Here is a 16,637-nt window from a genome sequence, read left to right on the forward strand (position 1 = left end):
ATTTTTACTCTATTTTTCTCTTTAAATCCCCTTCCACATTTCAAAATCATCCTAAACATCCCGGTTTTTCCCGCTTTTATTTGTGATATCGGTAACTATCTATAAAAAAAATAAATACCGCTATTTGTGATATTTATAATTTTAGGGACAGTCCCTAAAGTTATCCTTAAAGTATGGTAAAAGGGACTGTCCCTACTTTATTACTTCCGTAATTCTTCTTCTCTTAATTGCCGCCGCAGAATCTTACCTACAGCAGTCTTGGGAAGTTCCTCTCTAAATTCAACTTTCTTCGGCACCTTATAAGCCGCAAGTCTTTCCTTACAAAAAGCTATTATTTCCTCAGCGGTAGCGGTCTCTCCATCCTTTAACACCACAAAAGCTTTTACCGTTTCTCCCCGGTATTCATCGGGAACGCCAACTACTACCGCTTCCTTAATTTTGGGATGCTCAAACAACACTTCTTCAACTTCCCGGGGATAAATGTTATAGCCGCTGGCAATAATCATATCTTTTTTCCGGTCAACGATATAAAAATATCCATCCTCATCCATACGGGCAATATCACCGGTGTAAAGCCAGCCGTCTTTTAACACCCGGGCCGTCTCCTCGGGCATATTCCAGTAACCTTTCATTACCTGCGGGCCTTTAACTGCCAGCTCTCCAATTTCACCAATCGGAAGTTCCCGTTCGTAATTTTCGGGGTCCACAATTTTAGCTTCGGTATCCGGGAAGGGAAGCCCAATAGACCCTACTTTTCTTTTACCCCCTAAAGGATTACAGTGGGTAACCGGCGATGCTTCGGACAATCCGTAGCCTTCGACCAGATGGCCGCCGGTAAGCTCCTCAAACTTTAAAGCAACCTCCACCGGAAGGGGAGCAGAACCGGATATGCACTCTTTAATGCTGTCTATCCCGTAGCTTCCGGCATTGGGATAATTGTTGATAGCAATATACATCGTTGGAACACCGGGGAAAACGGTCGGCCGGTATTTTTTAATGGTATTCATTACTTCATTTATTTCAAAGCGAGGTAAAAGCACCAGCGTTCCTGCATTTATAAGGGAAAAGTTCATGGCCACACTCATGCCGTAAGAGTGGAAAAAGGGTAAAACTCCTAACACTACTTCCTTGCCAAATTCACAGGAAGTCATCCAGGCCGTAACCTGCATGGGGTTTGCCAAGATGTTACGGTGGGTTAAAATTGCCCCTTTAGCAATTCCTGTGGTACCACCGGTATACTGCAATACCGCCGGGTCATTAAGATAGTCAATGGGAGGATACTCCACAGTATAACCTGCCGCCGATTTTACATAAGCTTCAAAATCCACCGCATCATCAGGAACATCATAAGGGCTAAAATCAAATAATATAATTTTTTCTAAATTCGTCTGGTTTTGCACCGCCTTTATCCGGGGGTAAAGGTTACGCATTGCCACAATAACTTTAGCCCCGGAATCGTTTAAAATGTGCAAAAGTTCCCTTTCCACGTACATCGGGTTTACCTGAACTAAAATAGCTCCAATTTTTTGAACCGCAAGATAAGTAATCACATACTGCGGAGTGTTGGGAGACATTAAAGCCACGCGGTCACCCTTTTTCACTCCATCCCGGGCAAGAGCTGCTGCCAAAAGATCGGTGTAAAGCTTTAACTCCCCGTAAGTAATCTCTTTCTGGTAAAAAATTAGCGCTTTGTGATTCGGCATTTTAGCCGCAATTTCATCAACTATTTGGGCTATCGTCTTATCAGGGTAATTTAAAGAATGCGGTACCCCTTCTTCATAAGACTTAAGCCAGATAGGTTCTCCCATCCCTTTTCTCCTCCTTTTTACTTTTCTCTCTTTTTTTAATATTTCGAATTTTTGTATTGTTCGATAAATATTATAACGCATCCCCCTCCAATATTTAACCCATCAACTGAATGAACGCTCATTTTTTTATCGACATGAATCGACTTCTAAAATCCCAAAAAATAAAAAACCGGGAAATCTCCCGGTAATAACAATCACCTTTTCTCCCGTAAAACCATCCGCTTGCCGCAGCACGCAAGCTGCCCTTTTCCACTCTCCAAAATTTCCACTTATTACCGCAAATCTCACATAAATACATCGTTTTAATTTACCACACTAAATAAGTGGCAATACCAATGGCCAAAAGTTCTTGTTTATCATTATACACCTCTACTTCACCAACTACAACCCTGTTTCCCGTACTTACTCTCCGGGCACGAGCCACAATATCGCCGCCAAGGCCGGGTTTTAAGTAATTTACTTTCAGTTCAATAGTCGCCGTTTTTTGTCCCTCGGTCATTTGCGCCACCACCATCGCACCTACCGCCGCATCAATAATTGAAGCAAAAACACCCCCATGTACCACTCCAAAAGTTTGAAAGTGGTGCGGTTTTAAACTAATCTTTAATTCCGCTTCCTGGGGCGTTACCTTCACCGGTTCCATCCCCATAAAGCTCCAAAAAGTGTCGTCCCGCAAAAGTTTTAACAAATCTCCCTGCATTTTCCCCCTCTTTTCTCTATTTTTTTGCTAACCTAAAATTCGCCGCTGAACTTAATTCACCTTCTTGACTATTCCGATTTTTTTACTTATAATTAAATTGAAAATGATTTTCAATTTCAAGGAGGTTTTTCTATGGTTAAAAGATTTTCTTTAATAGTCGTTATTGTTACCCTGCTTACTTTTGTCTTTACCTTTCCCTCTTTTGCCGAAAACCCTATCGGAGAGTACCAAAATCTCTTAAAAAGCCTTTATCAAGAAGCCAAAGAAGGTGAATGGGGGGAGGCTCAGGAACTTGCTTCTAAACTCCAAACTTTTTTTGAAAACGAGGAAAAAGAAATTAAAGAATTAAGCCCAAAACTTTATGAAGAATCGGAAGAATATTTGCCAAAAATTATCAAGTACGCTTCTAAAAAAGACTTCGAAGAGCTTTCCGAGTACTATGAGAAATTAACAGGAGCTTTTCCCTCCAGTGAAAAGAAAGAAGGTTTTGCCGGTCTTTTTGATAGCGCTTTGATAATTCTCAGGGAAGGATTTGAAGCTTTTCTAATCATAGGCGCGCTCTGGGCGTTTTTGCAAAAAGCCGGACAGGAAAACCTTAAAGGAAGTCTTATCCTGGGTGCAGTTACAGGAGTAGCCGGTAGCATTGCTGTTGCTTTTTTCCTCCTATCCGCTGCCGGTAAAGCTCTACCTCCAGCGGCATTAGAAGGTTTATCCTCGATTATTGCAGCAGCTCTTCTTTTTTATGTAAGTTTCTGGCTTCTTTCCAAAGCAAGCACCCACAGGTGGGAAGAGTTCATTAAAAATACCGCAAACCAGGCTTTAATCAGGAAAAGCTACTGGTCCTTTTTCGGCGTCTCATTTTTGGCGGTATTTCGGGAGGGTTTTGAAACTGTATTATTTTACACCGCTCTCTACCACCAGGTAAGCCCCTCAGGCTTCTGGAGCGGGCTTATTTCCGGTGCCCTTGGTCTTGTAGTATTAGTTTTTGCCATCGTTAAGCTCGGGGTAAAGATACCCCTTCGTCCCTTTTTCCTGGCTACCGGAATCCTCCTCTATTATCTAACCATTAAATTTGCCGGTTACGGCGTTCATGAGCTGGCAGAAATAGGCTGGATTTCGGAAACCAAGCTGGGTAATTTTAGCTTAAGCTTGCTTGGTTTTTACCCCACTTTAGAAAATTTAATTGTTCAGGGAATTCTGTTAGTAATAGGTATTTATGGAATTGGTAAAATCTTAACCAATCCCCCACAAGCCACTTAAATAATTTTGAAAGGCGGCCAATGCCGCCTTTTTTCTTTGCAAAGGTGAAATTTAAAGAAATTTTTAGCAATAATTCATTTTTTAGTTTTAACCATTATTTTTGGCGCTTTTCTCTTATTTTTGACTATTTTTGACTTTTGCATATTGGTCAGGAAAGGTCAATAATTATAGGTGAAAGGTCAAGGAAAGTTAAAATAAAATATAAAAAAGATACCCGGAGGTGGTTGGTATGCTCATGAGATTTGATCCCTTCAAAGAAATCTTTGATTTAAATCGCTGGTTTGCCGAAGCCTTTACTCCAATTAACAGAAGCCTTTCTCTACCAAGAGTTGACATCTTAGATAACGGAGATGAGCTTTTAGTTAAAGCAGAGCTTCCAGGTATTGAAGATAAGAACCAAATCGAACTCTACGTCCAAAACGATTATTTAATCATTAAAGGTCAGGTTCAGGATGAAACCGAAGCCAAAACCGACAGATACTATCGCAAAGAAAGATTCACCGGTAGCTTTGAAAGGGTAGTTTACCTGCCGGTGGAAGTGGAACCTGCCAAAGCCACTGCTGAATATAAAAACGGCATTTTAAACATCAAGCTTAAAAAAGCCCAAGGTAACCCCCAGGGATTTAAAGTAGATATCAACTAATCCCCCCTCCCTCCTTCCCCGAAGATTTACCGCTTCGGGGTTTTTTCTTTTTAAAAAATATGTTTTAATAGTAATGTTGGACGGGAGGGAGAATATTTGAATTATAATTATAACAAAATTCGTTATGCGATTGCTTTTGGCCATTTCTGGATAGATTTTTACGCCAACGTCTTAGCTTCTACCATGTACCTTTTAGCCCGGGACTTACACTTAAGCCTTACCCGCCAGGGAATTCTGGTAGCGGTTGTTTCGTTTGCCGGTTCGGTCATGCAACCGTACCTGGGTTATCTGGTGGATAAAAAAGGAAAAAGCACCCATCTCTTATTCAGCCTTTTGCTAATGGGATTACTTACTACCGCCACCGGACTGTTTCAAAATTTTTATCCCGTTTTAATCCTTTTTACCCTCGGCGCCTTAGGCTCAGCCCTTTATCACCCCTTAGGGTCTGTGCTTACAACCAGCATCAGCGAAAAGAAAAACACCGCTGTTTCTTTTTACGTCACCTGGGGAAATATCGGCTACTCCATAGCCCCGGTAATTCTGGTGCCGGTGGTAGAAGCTTTGGGACGAAAAGGGCTTTTACTTTTTTCTCTGCCTATGTTTTTAGCACTAATATTCCTCTATTTATCAAAAAGCCACCAGCTACCCCTTCCCCACGAAGAGCGTAAAGAAACTCTACCCTCCTTTCGGGCCACGATTAAAAGCGCCTTTACCGGCCTTCTGCTTTTAAACTTAATCGTTTGGGGCCGTGCCTGGATCCAGGTAGCCCTTGGCAACTATTCCATTCAGTATTTCCTGCATCAGGGGCTTTCGGCCAACCAGAGCAGTATCCTTCTTTCGGCTTATCTTTTGGCCGGAACAGCAGGGGTGGTAGCGGGTGGTTTTGTAAGTGAAAAGCACGGAGAAAGGTTTACCCTGCTTGCTACTTTCCTTTTGTCCGGAGCTACGTTAATAATGATGTTTTTCACTCCACCACCTTTTTCTTATCTTGGCATGCTTATAACCGGCTTTCTTTTAAACATGTCCTTCCCGGCCACCATCGTTATGGGGCAAAACTTAATCCCGGAAAACGCCGGAATGGTTTCCGGGATGATGATGGGGCTGGCTTTTGGTCTTGGCGGTATGGGTGCTATGCTTACCGGTACGGTGGCTGATTATACCAGTCTTGCTTTTTCTTTAAAACTGTTGGTGGTGATTCCCTTTATTATCTCCGCTTTAACGTTAGTTTATTTTCAAAAAATTTCCCTGCCTAAACCCAAAATAAAATAATTTTTGACATATTTAGATTTTTCCTGTATATTTAAGTTAAATTTATTTTTTTGGAGGTTTTGCGATTTGCGCAAGTTTAAGATTTTCACCGATAGTACCCTGGATTTACCCGAAGAAATTTTAAACGAAGAGGGAATTGAGATTATTCCTCTTTCCGTTCATTTTCCCGACGGCAAGAGCTATCTTGATCGCCTGGAAATTTCCGCTAAAGAGTTTTTAGCCAGGATGAAAGAATACGTCGAATTACCTAAAACCAGTCAACCATCCCCCCATCACTTTTTAGAAGCTTTTAAAAATGCCGTACACCAATTGGAAAACGTCGGCGAGGTAGTTTTTTTAGGGGTTTCGTCCCGGCTTTCCGGAACCTTTCAAACTGCTAAAATGGCTGCAGAAATGGTCAGCAAAAAAATCACCGTTATTGATTCAAAAACTGGGTCCCTGGGACTTGGGATTTTAGCCTTAAAGGTTGCGGAATGGTTAAAAGAAGGGATAAACCGGGAAGAACTTTTACACCGGATAGAAAAATTTAAAGAAGAGCATCGGCTCTTTTTTACCGTGGAAACCATGGAAAACCTGGTCAAAGGCGGGCGGATTTCCCGGATGAAAGAAAAGGTAGCTAATTTTTTAAATATAAAACCTATCTTTCACCGGACACCTGAAGGCGAAATAGCTCATTTAGAAAATGTCCGGGGGCGAAAAAGAGCCATCCAGAGACTAATTGAGCTTGCCGAACAACATGGGAAAGATTTTGAACAAAAAATTGTCGGTATAACTCACGCCGGCGCTTTGGAAGAGGCGCTTTTGTTGAAGGAAAAACTTCTGGAACGGTTAAAGCCGAAAAAAATTATCCTTTCCGAATTAAGTCCAGCACTGGCCACCCATGGCGGAGAAGGTACTTTACTGGTGACTTATTAAAAATAAGGGGACGGTTCAGAGCAGCAAAATGGATGCTTTAAGAACCGTCCCTTCCGTTTACTGTATTTCTATGCGGCGGGCCCGGGGATTGTTTTTGCCGGATTTTTTCATCCGCACCTCTAAAATGCCGTTTTGGTAAGAAGCCCGGGCATGATCCGGTTCAACTTCCGCCGGTAAAGCGATAGTTCTTGAAAATTTGCCGTAATAACGTTCACTCCGGTAAAACCGCTCTTGCTTTCTCTCCCGTTCATCCCGGATCTCGCCTCTTAAGGTAAGGCTTTCCGGCTCCACGATTACTTCAAGGTCTTCTTTGGCATTTAGTCCCGGTATTTCCGCCCGAACAACTACGTCTGCCCCTTCTTCAAAAATTTCCACCCGCGGGCTAAAGAGTCTTGCAGGGTTAAAGGGTTCCAAAAAATCTCCCCGTTCAAAAAACCGTTCCATCTGGTTTTTAAAATTTAACATTTCCCGCCAGGGATCAAAAGGTATAAGCATTTTCTCACCTCCATTTAATTAGCATGGAGGCTTTTTTATTTTTTATACGAAATTAATTTAAAGGCACCACCGCACCATTGTATTTTTCATTGATAAACTTCTTGATTTCTTCGGACTTTAAAGCTTCCGACAGTTTTTTAATTTCTTCGCGATTTTCATCGCCTTTGCGCACAGCCAAAACGTTGCCAAAAGTCTCGGCCGCTTCCGAATTGGCATCTTCGGCAATTAACGCATCTTTAGGAGTAAGCTTAGCTTCCTGGGCATAGTTGCCGTTAATCACCGCTCCATCAAGGTCATCCAGGGACCGCGGCAGCTGGGCTGCTTCTAATTCCACCACTTCCACTTTCTTGGAAGTTATATCCTTTACCGTTGCTTTGATCCCCACACCCGGTTTTAAGGTAATAAGCCCTGCTTTTTCCAAGAGAGCCAAAGCCCGCCCACCGTTGGTAGGATCGTTCGGAATACCAATTTTGGCTCCCGGTTTAAACTCGTCAATACTCTTTACCTTTTTGGAATAAAGCCCCATCGGCTCAAAATGGACTTTTACCGTCCAGGTAAGGTTAAGCCCCCGGTCTTTATTAAATTGCTCTAAATACGGGACGTGCTGAAAATAGTTGGCATCCAGCTCTTTTTCCGCCAAAGCGATATTGGGCTTTACATAGTCGGTAAACTCGATAATCTCCAGTTTGATGCCTTCCTTTTCTAAAATCGGCTGCACCTGCCGTAAAATTTCCGCGTGAGGTACCGGGGTCGCCCCAACTTTTAAAACTTTTTCGGTAGCTTTTTGGCTTCCGCAGCCAAAAAGGCCCAGAGTTAAAATTAGCACTAAGGCTACCAAAACTTTTTTCATTTTAACTCCTCCTCCTTAATTATTTTGTTTTATATTTACGGGCCAAAAAATTGCCCGTAGCCTGCACAATCTCCACCAGAGCTACCAAAATAGCCACGGTTATGAGCATCACATCCGTTTGAAAGCGCATATAACCATACCGGACACCGAGGTCGCCCAGCCCTCCTCCACCAATGGCTCCGGCCATGGCCGAATACCCGATTATAGCTATTGCAGTATTGGTTAAACTCAAAATAATTCCGGCTCGGGCTTCCGGCAAAAGTACTTTGAAAATTACCTGCCGGTTATTTGCCCCCATGGCCCGGGCCGCTTCTACCACTCCGGGGTCAACTTCCCTGAGATTGGCCTCAATTAACCGGGCAACAAAAGGCGCCGCCCCTATTGTTAAGGGTACTATCGCTGCGCTGCTACCGATAGAGGTCCCGGCAATAAGCCGGGTTAAAGGAGTTACCGCCAGCATCAGAATTACAAAAGGCGCCGAACGCAGGACATTTACTACCGAACCCAGAATGCTGTAAATTACCGGATTGGGCATTATCCCACCATTTGAAACGGCATTTAAGAGAACTCCCACCGGAATACCAATTACCGCTGCAAAGAAAAGAGATACTCCGGTCATATAAAGGGTTTCATAGGTAGCCTTCAGGATTTCCGGCCAGTATTCCACTTCTACACCACCTCCAGCTTCACCGAAAGCTCGTGCAAAATTTGCCGGACCTTGTCTCGTCTGTTTTCATCCCCGAAAATCTCTACCGCCAAAATTCCGTAGGGAACGTCTTTTAAATGTCCGATATTGCCGTAAAGGATGCTTAACTCCACACCCGTTTCTTTGATTATCCTGGATACCACCGGCTCATTGGCGGTATTGCCGGCAAAGCGCAGCAAGAGCACTTCCCGGTCAGGTCTTCTGGTCCGGGCATGGGCTAAAACCTCTTCCGGTAATTCCTTGCTGATTACGGTGTTAACAAACTCTTTGGTAATGGGATGCCAGGGATTTAAAAAGACATCGGTTACTACCCCTTCTTCTACCACCCGGCCGTTGTCCATTACCGCCACCCGATCGCAGATTTCGGTAATCACCCGCATTTCATGGGTAATGATAACTATAGTAATCCCCAGCTTTTGGTTAATTTCTGCCAGTAACTTTAGAATTTGTCCCGTCGTTTGCGGATCCAAAGCAGAAGTGGGTTCATCACAGAGAAGAATTTTCGGGTTTGCGGCAATCGCCCGGGCAATCCCCACCCGTTGTTTTTGTCCGCCGGAAAGTTCTCTTGGATAGCTCTCCGCTTTATCCAAAAGCCCCACCAGCTCCAGGACTTCCATAACCCGCTTCTTTATCTGTTCCCTGGGATAGCCCCCTATCTCCAGGGGAAAAGCTACGTTCCCAAAAACGGTGCGGGAATCCAAGAGGTTAAAATGCTGAAAGATCATCCCGATTTTTTGCCGCAAATTTAGAAGTTCTTTACTTGATAGCCGTGTGATTTCCACGCCATCCACCCAAACTTCACCGGAAGTAGGCCGGACAAGCCCGTTTATTGCCCGCAGTAACGATGACTTTCCGGCGCCCGATAAGCCGATGATGCCAAAAATTTCACCTTTTTTTATTTCTAAACTGACATTATCCACCGCTTTTACCTTTCTTTTCCCCGGATACGTAATTTCCAGGTTTTTAATAATAATCACTGTTACCACCTCTTTTGCAAAAAAATAACCCCCTTCCGGTTAGAAGAGGGTTTTACTCCTCCTCTTATCTCCCGGAATTTAATCCGCAGGAATTGGCACCATTGCCAAAAATATGGCCGGTTGCCGGGCTTCATTGGGCCAGTCCCTCCGCCACTCTTGATAAGAGGCGATCTATGTCATCGCCGCTATTTAGTTCGCATTAAACTGAGTTTGATTTTAAATTCGAAACTACCACCTGTCAAGTCCCTCTGAAAAAGTTTTAATTTTTTAAATTTTCTACGCTGCCTCCCGTTTATTAAAAAGATATATTCCCAGAATTACTACCCCCACCAGGTAAAGAAGGGTATATCCGAGAAAGTACAAGCTCGGGGGGTTGGCACTGCCAAATAAGGTTAAAGGTCCAGCAAAGTTGCTAACTCCAGAAAAAATATAAGACACCCCTTTGCGGTAAATAGCGTCGGTAGGAAGGGTAATACTGGTTAAAAGGCCGATTTCTTGCAAAATTTTCGTTTGTCCGGGAAAGAAGCTTGCCACCTGCTCCATCATCCCTCCCACCAGCGAAGCCATATACAGGGTAAAAGCAAAAAAACCGTTAGCCGCCGGCGACAACCGCACCGACCCGGTCAACGTCACCGCCGTTAAAATAAGCGGCATTCCGCTTAAGATAAGTCCTGCAAGCCAGACATTCTGTGGGATAAAACCGGTAATAACGTAAAACTCGGCTACCAGCGCCAATATTAAAATTATCGCCGCAATAATGCCTAAAAGACCGTAACCAATAAATTTTCCCAAAAATACCTCCCACTTTTTAACGGGACGTACCAGTAGCGGCTGTAAAAGCCACGCTTCTAATTCTCCGGAAATCGCCCCAACCGCGCTAAATACCGCTATCACGTTTACTGCAAAGGAGGCGAAAAACAAGCCAAAGGAAAAGAAAAAATTTAAAAGAATATAATGCTGTAACACCATATCAGGAGTAGGGCTTTTATATATTTTTAAATTATCGCTGATAAAATAAAGGCCGGTACCGAAAAGAATAAGGTAAACCACCGCTAAAATGACAATTACCAAAAGAGTTTTTCTGCGCACCGCTTCCCTTAAGGTATAACTAATTATCTGCCCCATTTTTGCCCTCCACCGCCTGGATAAATAATTCCTCGAGCGCCGCCTTAAACGGCCGAACCTCATAAATATTAGCTCCCCCGAGGACCAATTCCCGCATTATTGCCGGTACTTCTTCTTCGCTTACCCCCAAAAGCTTTAACCCATTTGGGGCTTCCCCGGTTTGATACCGGGATTTTAGTTTATTAAGAAGAGCTTCGGGAATTTCCCCGCGGATTAAAATCCCGCGTCCGGATAAAAGTTCCGCAAGTTTTCCCCGGGCTTTTATTTCCCCGCGGTTAATAATCGCTACACTATCGGCTACCATTTCCACCTCAGATAAAAGATGGCTGTTTAAAAATACCGCTACTCCTTGTCTTTTAAGGTCGGTGATAATTTCCCGGACTTCAATCCGGCCTACCGGATCCAGAGCCGAAGTTGGCTCATCCAAAAATAAAAGTTCCGGTTCCCCTAATAAGGCCACCGCCAGGGCCAGTCGCTGGCGCATCCCCTGGCTGTAGGTCTTGATTCTACTATCTTTTCGCTCCCAGAGTTTGGTCCGGGTTAAAACCTCTTCTATTCTTCGTTTTAACTTTTTCTCTGGAAGGTAGAGAAGCTTCCCGTGAAAGCGCAAAAGCTCTTCTGCCGTCATCCATTCCGGCAGGCGAATATTTTCCGGGAGATAGCCTACCTTACGACGGACATGCAAGTCTTCCGGGCTTTTCCCAAAAAGCCGTATCGTCCCCGAGGTAGGCTTTAATAAGCCCAGAGCAGTTTTCACAAAGGTACTTTTCCCGGCACCGTTTGGCCCTAAAAAAGCAAAGATTTCTCCGGGGGAAACCCCCAGAGAAATGTTCCGGCACCCTATTTCCCGGCCATAATATTTTGTTAAATCGACACTTTCTAATACCATGTTACCAGCTAAGCCCCCTTGCTACTTCTAAAAGGGTTTCTTTATCAAGAGAGCTTTCAATTACGGTAAGAATTCCCCCCTTTAAAAACACCAGCACCCGATAGCTTCCCCCCGATTGTTCAAGCATCTTTCCGGTTACACCGGCGATTTTAACATCTTCCACCGATGTTCCCTTGTAAACCGGTATCACCAGGGCGCTGTTTAAATCACCGGCAAGTCCTGCCAGAGAGCTTTTTAGGTCTCCGGGGATCCCCGGCAGCTCTAAGAGAACTTCGGCAATTTCTTCCGGCGTAATCCTGGCCCGGGTTTTTATTTCCGGTACTGCCTGACGGGTAATGCTAAGAAAACCACCATTATTACCGCCACCTGTCAGGTTGTAATTGGCCCGGTAACCAGGGTTTACGCTGATGTTAAACTCTTTTCCCTCCAAGGTTTCCGGAAATAGCTTCTTGGCTCCCAAAAACTTCAGCTGCCTATTCATCTCCTTAACATTAACTTTCACTGTTAATTTAAATCCTTCCCCTTGGTATAAATTATTCAATTGCGCATATTTTTCTAAAGTTGAAGGTAAATTTTCCGGAACGGGATTTAAAGATGCCGGAATATTTTTAATATCATTGGGAGCCAAATCCCGCGGTTTTAAAGTCACCTCTCTTTTAACCTCGATAAGTCCTTCTATCTTGCTTTCCCCCACCTTATTAAAAATATCGGAAAGTTTCTCCAGGTCCGCCGCATTAATCGAGACTATTTCGACCTTTTCAGCCCGGAAAAAGGTGTAAAGTTCATCGGCTATCGTTGGCGCCCCGATCAGGATTAAAGCGGCCGCCGCTACCGCTGCCACCCGGGGTAAAATTGCATTTTGCCAGAATTTTCTCCTAAGGCTTGCCGCATTAACCTTTTCGCCGTCAGTCAAAAGCGAAAGCTTTGTCGCGGTAAATTTTCTGGTAGCTTTAATTTCGTTTAACTTTTCCCGGCACTTCAAGCACTCTTCAAGGTGTTCCTCTACCTTTCTCATTTCCCCTAAATTTAGCTCATCATCCACATAAGCCATTAAAATCCCCTCATCCAAACAACGGCCCTTCAAATTACTCACCTCCGGATAATTTTAAATAACTTTTTTTAAACCGGGCCTGCGCCCGGCAGAGTTTCTGGCCCACCGAGCTTTCCTTAATCCCTAATTTTTGGGCTATCTCCTTGTATTTATAGCCCTTCTCCCGTAAAAGTAATAGTTTTTGTTCTTCCTCGGTAAGGGTTGCCAGAGCTTCTTTCACCAGTTCCACCTCATCAATAAAATTAATTCCGGAAGTTTTCGCTCCTTCTAACAGCGGAATCTCCCGAGCACTCCTGAGATAATCATAGGCAAGATTTTCTCCCACTTTAAAAAGCCAACCGACAGGATTATTTATACTGCTTATATCTTCCCTAAGTAGCCTGGCAAAACACTCCTGAGCCAGTTCTTCGGCTATATCTACCCTTTTTACAATACTATTAATCCTGAAGGTAAGTTTGGTATACATTTCCTTATAAAGGGTTTCAACTATACTGTGCTCCACCCTCTCCCTCCTTTACCGCTTTTTCTACCTCTAAGACGATTTTAACCCCTAATTTGTGACAGCCAAAGAAATATTTTCTCCGTTAATCTGCAATAAACACGAAACACTTTGGTAACAATTAGGTTTTATAATAAACTTAAAAGGAGGCGATATTAATGATGTGGAGATTTTTCCCGGGATTTGGCTACGGTTACGGTTATTACCCCGGCAGTTTACTAATAAACCTGCTTTTGTTTTTAGCTGTTATAGCGGTAGCAGCCCTGATTTTCCGCCGGTTTGGCATCTTTTTTCCCATGGGCGGCTGCGGCCATCATATTTCCCATACAAACCACCGCTCTTCGGCAGAAGAAATTTTAAGAGAGCGGTACGCTCGCGGGGAAATAACCAGGGAAGATTATTTAAAAGCTTTAGAAGATCTTAAAAAATAAGGGGTGATAACGATGATGTGGTATTTCTGGGATCGGCTAACTCCATGGAACATGCTTGGAGGTATCTTTATGATGATCCTAATGTTTCTCTTTTGGGCGGTAGTGATTTATTTCATCTTCAAACTTCTTACCAGAAACGATATTATAAATAAAGTTACCTCCGGAAAATCTCCGGAAGAACTTTTAAAGGAAAGATACGCCCGGGGAGAAATAACCAAAGAACAATACGAAGAAATGCTTCAAGATTTACGAAAATAGCGGGTGATTGTCATGTTCTGGTATTGCTGGAATCAAGCTTTAGGCCCCTGGAATATGATAGGAGGTTTTATTATGATGATCTTCGGCTTGCTTTTCTTGGCTTTGATTATTTACATCGCCTTTCAGCTATTAGCTAAAAACAACGGAATTACTAAATTAAGTATAACCAAATCACCAGAAGATTTGTTAAAAGAGCGGTATGCCAAGGGTGAAATTAGCAAAGAAAAATACGAAGAAATGTTGCACGACTTACGAAAATAGCGGGAAACCCCCGCTATTTTTGTTATAATTTAAGAAAAAAGTATTTTACGAAAAGCTATATAATGTATACGGAAGGTTTCCAATTGACCAAATTCAACCCATTAGTCGGTAGTTTAATCCCACCCAAGCCCACTGACTACTCTGTTTTATTTATCGGTTTATACCGACCACCAACCACTTACGACATATCACATTAAAGGAGGTCCAAGATGGACAACCTGACCCACGGACTTATTGGTTATGCCCTGGCCAAAGCCGTTTTGCCGGCAGGTACCGACCCAGCTTTAGCCAAAGCAATAACTATTGCTTCTGTACTGGCTTCCGAAGCGCCGGACATAGACTTTGTCACCCGGGCTTTCGGCCCTTTAAAATATTTTGAATACCACCGTACCCTGACCCATGCCCCCTAGGGAGTAGCGACCTTATCTTTGCTGGCAGCCGTTATTGCCTACTTTTTAAACCCCAAAGCAAATTTTGGCTATCTCTTTGGTATGGCCCTCGTTTCCGGCTTTATTCATGTTGGCATGGATTTACTTACTTCCTACGGAACAGCTTTGTTCTGGCCTCTATCAAAAAAGCTCTACTCCTACGATATTTTAATGATTATCGATCTGTATATATTGTTAATATTTGCCGGCGGTTTTCTTTTCTTTTGGCTGGGAAAGTCACCCCAGAAGGTATTTCTCACCACGCTTTTAATAGTTCTTCTTTATATCGGTGCCCGCTGGCAAATCCAGCACCATCTCTGGCAAAAGGTAGCTTTTCTCTACCCTGAAGCAAAAATAACCGTTTATCCCGATCCCCTCGACTTTTTCTCCTGGCGTTATATTGCCCAGGAGGGCAAAACAATCCATCAAGGAGAAGCTAAATTTTTAAGCGGTAACATAATTGAAACAAAAACCCTTGAATCCTCTGAAATCCCAGAAGAATCAAGGGTTGCCCTTTCCACTCCCGAAGCAAAAGCATTTTTAAATTTTGCCAAGTTTACTTACGTTAAAGTTAAAGATACACCCCAGGGGAGAAAAATTTATCTTTTAGAACCCCGTTACCATTTTCGAGGGCATTATGTATTTGGAGTATTAATTGAACTTGACAGGCAAAACAAAGTAGTTAAAACTTATTTAAACCAGTCTTTAGCTGACTAACCCCTTACGACAAAATAGATAAACACTAAATATAAAAGACCATTTATCAGTAAAAGCCTGGCTGATAGTTTCTTTTGCCACCGGTAACCAAGGTAAGCCAGCAAACCTGCCGTTAATGCCAGTATTCCCGATAGCCCGGCATAAAAATCCAGGTGCCAGTCGGAAAACACGATACCAAAAGCTGGAATTAAAGTGCTCTGAAAAACCATCGCCCCGGTAATATTTCCAAGAGCATAGGTATCTTTTTGGTCCCGAATCCAGATTATTGAGTTAAACTTTTCCGGAAGTTCGGTGGCAATAGGAGCAATTACCAGTGACAGTACCAGCGGTGGAATCCCTGCTGCTTTCGCTGCCGTTTCAATCCCTTTCACAAATTCATCGGCCCCCAATACAATCATTGTTAATGCCACCAGCACCTGAGCAATAATCGCCAGGGTGGGTGGGTCATCATGACGGGGAGCAAAATAACACCGGTCCAACTCGTGGCAGTTTTCTTCACCGGCAGGGGCAGTTATTGTTATCTTTAAATAATAAGCATAAGCTCCCACCAATACAAGGGCTACTATGACTTTGCCGGCATAAGGTAAAAAAGAGGCCAAGAGAGCTAAAGCATAAAAAGGTAAAAAGAACGTTAAATCCCGTTTAAACACCTCACCGTTTACCGCAAGTTCCAGGCGGTTTTCCCTTCTTTTAAAGGCAAGGGCTGATAACCCCGCTAAAAACATTGCTATAGTACTTAACATAAACGGTGCCCCTAAGATAGCCCCCACCCCGATGGCATGGGCATCGGCACCGGTTCCAAAGAGAATGGCTATAATGGGTATCATCGTTTCCGGTAGGGCCGTTCCCACCGCCGCCAGGACACTTCCTACCGTGCCTTCATTTAAATTAAACTTTTTTCCAAGCCATTCCACGCCATTGGTGAATAAAACCGCTCCCCCTAAAATAAACAGCAAGCTGCCAAAAAGTAAGAGTACAGTCATCCGTCCCACCTCTTTCTCTAACAATTTTTAGTTTACAAAAAAATAAGACCTTTATACCTAAAAAATAACTTCTTAGGTACAAAGGTCTTGCCTTTCGTGAAAGAACCGGGCTCTTCGCCGGGTTTGTCGGCTCTTTCTCCCGGAAAACCGGGCGGCTACTCCCCTTTGCGTCATTTAATTACTTTTTTGCGACATTTAATCACTTTTTATTATAGTAATTCTACCTTATTTTGACAAGTCCTTTAGATTCGGTAATTCTTTTCCCTGTAGATGCGATACCGTAAAAGCTCCGCTATTTCTGTGCCCGCCGCCGCTATCAATCCACCGTTTTTCCTCGCCTTCATAATTTTTTGATAATTTGTTATAATATTA

Annotated in this window: 19 protein-coding genes, 1 pseudogene and 1 riboswitch; of the genes and pseudogenes, 8 read left to right on the forward strand and 12 right to left on the reverse strand. The window is 43.3% G+C overall.

Annotated features, from left to right (window positions below; translation table 11 throughout):
• Nucleotides 1–200 precede the first annotated feature (200 nt).
• The 3 genes from CHY_RS11195 to CHY_RS11200 form a co-directional block, all read right to left on the reverse strand.
• The gene (locus CHY_RS11195; RefSeq protein ID WP_011345281.1) at nt 201–1,808 is read right to left on the reverse strand and encodes a long-chain-fatty-acid--CoA ligase; all 1,608 of its coding nucleotides are present in this window, start codon (nt 1,806–1,808) and stop codon (nt 201–203) included.
• Between the two features lie 194 nt (nt 1,809–2,002).
• Complete coding sequence (locus tag CHY_RS13590) at nt 2,003–2,077, reverse strand: hypothetical protein (protein WP_083757347.1); 75 nt, start codon at nt 2,075–2,077, stop codon at nt 2,003–2,005.
• Between the two features lie 38 nt (nt 2,078–2,115).
• Nucleotides 2,116–2,508, reverse strand: a complete 393-nt coding sequence (locus CHY_RS11200) for a PaaI family thioesterase (protein ID WP_011345283.1) — start codon at nt 2,506–2,508, stop codon at nt 2,116–2,118.
• 132 nt (nt 2,509–2,640) lie between these two features.
• On the opposite strand from CHY_RS11200, the gene CHY_RS11205 reads away from it, so the two are divergent.
• The 4 genes from CHY_RS11205 to CHY_RS11220 all read left to right on the forward strand — a co-directional run bounded on the left by CHY_RS11205 (nt 2,641) and on the right by CHY_RS11220 (nt 6,595).
• Complete coding sequence (locus CHY_RS11205) at nt 2,641–3,768, forward strand: FTR1 family iron permease (RefSeq protein WP_011345284.1); 1,128 nt, start codon at nt 2,641–2,643, stop codon at nt 3,766–3,768.
• 229 nt (nt 3,769–3,997) lie between these two features.
• On the forward strand, nt 3,998–4,411 hold the full coding sequence (locus CHY_RS11210; protein ID WP_011345286.1) for an Hsp20/alpha crystallin family protein: 414 nt from the start codon (nt 3,998–4,000) through the stop codon (nt 4,409–4,411).
• A 96-nt stretch (nt 4,412–4,507) separates the two neighbouring features.
• A complete protein-coding gene (locus CHY_RS11215) occupies nt 4,508–5,680 on the forward strand; it encodes an MFS transporter (protein WP_011345287.1) in 1,173 nt (390 codons plus the stop codon).
• A 66-nt stretch (nt 5,681–5,746) separates the two neighbouring features.
• Nucleotides 5,747–6,595: a DegV family protein gene (locus tag CHY_RS11220; protein ID WP_011345288.1), complete on the forward strand. Its 849-nt coding sequence runs from the start codon at nt 5,747–5,749 to the stop codon at nt 6,593–6,595.
• Nucleotides 6,596–6,652: 57 nt separating this feature from the next.
• Here the strand turns inward: CHY_RS11220 and CHY_RS11225 are convergent, their stop codons facing one another.
• From CHY_RS11225 to CHY_RS11260, 8 genes are all read right to left on the reverse strand, one after another.
• A complete protein-coding gene (locus CHY_RS11225) occupies nt 6,653–7,090 on the reverse strand; it encodes an Hsp20/alpha crystallin family protein (protein WP_011345289.1) in 438 nt (145 codons plus the stop codon).
• 52 nt (nt 7,091–7,142) lie between these two features.
• Nucleotides 7,143–7,940 carry a MetQ/NlpA family ABC transporter substrate-binding protein gene (locus CHY_RS11230; protein ID WP_011345290.1) on the reverse strand — a complete coding sequence of 266 codons (798 nt, stop codon included), beginning with the start codon at nt 7,938–7,940 and terminating at the stop codon, nt 7,143–7,145.
• A gap of 19 nt (nt 7,941–7,959) precedes the next feature.
• Nucleotides 7,960–8,607, reverse strand: a complete 648-nt coding sequence (locus CHY_RS11235) for a methionine ABC transporter permease (RefSeq protein WP_011345291.1) — start codon at nt 8,605–8,607, stop codon at nt 7,960–7,962.
• Nucleotides 8,608–8,609: 2 nt separating this feature from the next.
• A complete protein-coding gene (locus tag CHY_RS11240; protein WP_011345292.1) occupies nt 8,610–9,623 on the reverse strand; it encodes a methionine ABC transporter ATP-binding protein in 1,014 nt (337 codons plus the stop codon).
• A 61-nt stretch (nt 9,624–9,684) separates the two neighbouring features.
• A riboswitch (SAM riboswitch) is annotated at nt 9,685–9,789 on the reverse strand.
• Nucleotides 9,790–9,899: 110 nt separating this feature from the next.
• Nucleotides 9,900–10,748 (reverse strand): ABC transporter permease subunit, encoded by an 849-nt coding sequence (locus CHY_RS11245; protein ID WP_011345293.1) that lies wholly within the window; start codon nt 10,746–10,748, stop codon nt 9,900–9,902.
• Entirely contained in the window at nt 10,732–11,637 is a 906-nt protein-coding gene (locus CHY_RS11250; protein WP_011345294.1) for an ABC transporter ATP-binding protein, read from the reverse strand. Before CHY_RS11250 ends, CHY_RS11245 begins: the two co-directional genes overlap by 17 nt.
• Nucleotide 11,638: 1 nt before the next feature.
• Nucleotides 11,639–12,706, reverse strand: a complete 1,068-nt coding sequence (locus tag CHY_RS11255) for an anti-sigma factor family protein (protein WP_162485099.1) — start codon at nt 12,704–12,706, stop codon at nt 11,639–11,641.
• Between the two features lie 16 nt (nt 12,707–12,722).
• The gene (locus tag CHY_RS11260) at nt 12,723–13,190 is read right to left on the reverse strand and encodes an RNA polymerase sigma factor SigX (protein WP_049752104.1); all 468 of its coding nucleotides are present in this window, start codon (nt 13,188–13,190) and stop codon (nt 12,723–12,725) included.
• Nucleotides 13,191–13,345: 155 nt separating this feature from the next.
• On the opposite strand from CHY_RS11260, the gene CHY_RS13420 reads away from it, so the two are divergent.
• The 4 genes and pseudogenes from CHY_RS13420 (at nt 13,346) to CHY_RS11285 (ending at nt 15,282) form a co-directional block, all read left to right on the forward strand.
• A complete protein-coding gene (locus CHY_RS13420) occupies nt 13,346–13,618 on the forward strand; it encodes an SHOCT domain-containing protein (protein ID WP_011345297.1) in 273 nt (90 codons plus the stop codon).
• A 69-nt stretch (nt 13,619–13,687) separates the two neighbouring features.
• A complete protein-coding gene (locus CHY_RS11270) occupies nt 13,688–13,876 on the forward strand; it encodes an SHOCT domain-containing protein (protein WP_049752105.1) in 189 nt (62 codons plus the stop codon).
• 72 nt (nt 13,877–13,948) lie between these two features.
• Complete coding sequence (locus tag CHY_RS11275) at nt 13,949–14,137, forward strand: SHOCT domain-containing protein (RefSeq protein ID WP_049752106.1); 189 nt, start codon at nt 13,949–13,951, stop codon at nt 14,135–14,137.
• 209 nt (nt 14,138–14,346) lie between these two features.
• Nucleotides 14,347–15,282 (forward strand): annotated as a pseudogene (locus tag CHY_RS11285) (metal-dependent hydrolase).
• On the opposite strand, the gene CHY_RS11290 reads toward CHY_RS11285, so the two are convergent.
• The gene (locus CHY_RS11290) at nt 15,279–16,265 is read right to left on the reverse strand and encodes a sodium:calcium antiporter (RefSeq protein ID WP_011345300.1); all 987 of its coding nucleotides are present in this window, start codon (nt 16,263–16,265) and stop codon (nt 15,279–15,281) included. The pseudogene CHY_RS11285 and the gene CHY_RS11290 overlap by 4 nt on opposite strands.
• Between the last annotated feature and the right edge of the window lie 372 nt (nt 16,266–16,637).

It is taken from the genome of Carboxydothermus hydrogenoformans Z-2901 (assembly GCF_000012865.1).
Taxonomy (GTDB): domain Bacteria; phylum Bacillota; class Z-2901; order Carboxydothermales; family Carboxydothermaceae; genus Carboxydothermus; species Carboxydothermus hydrogenoformans.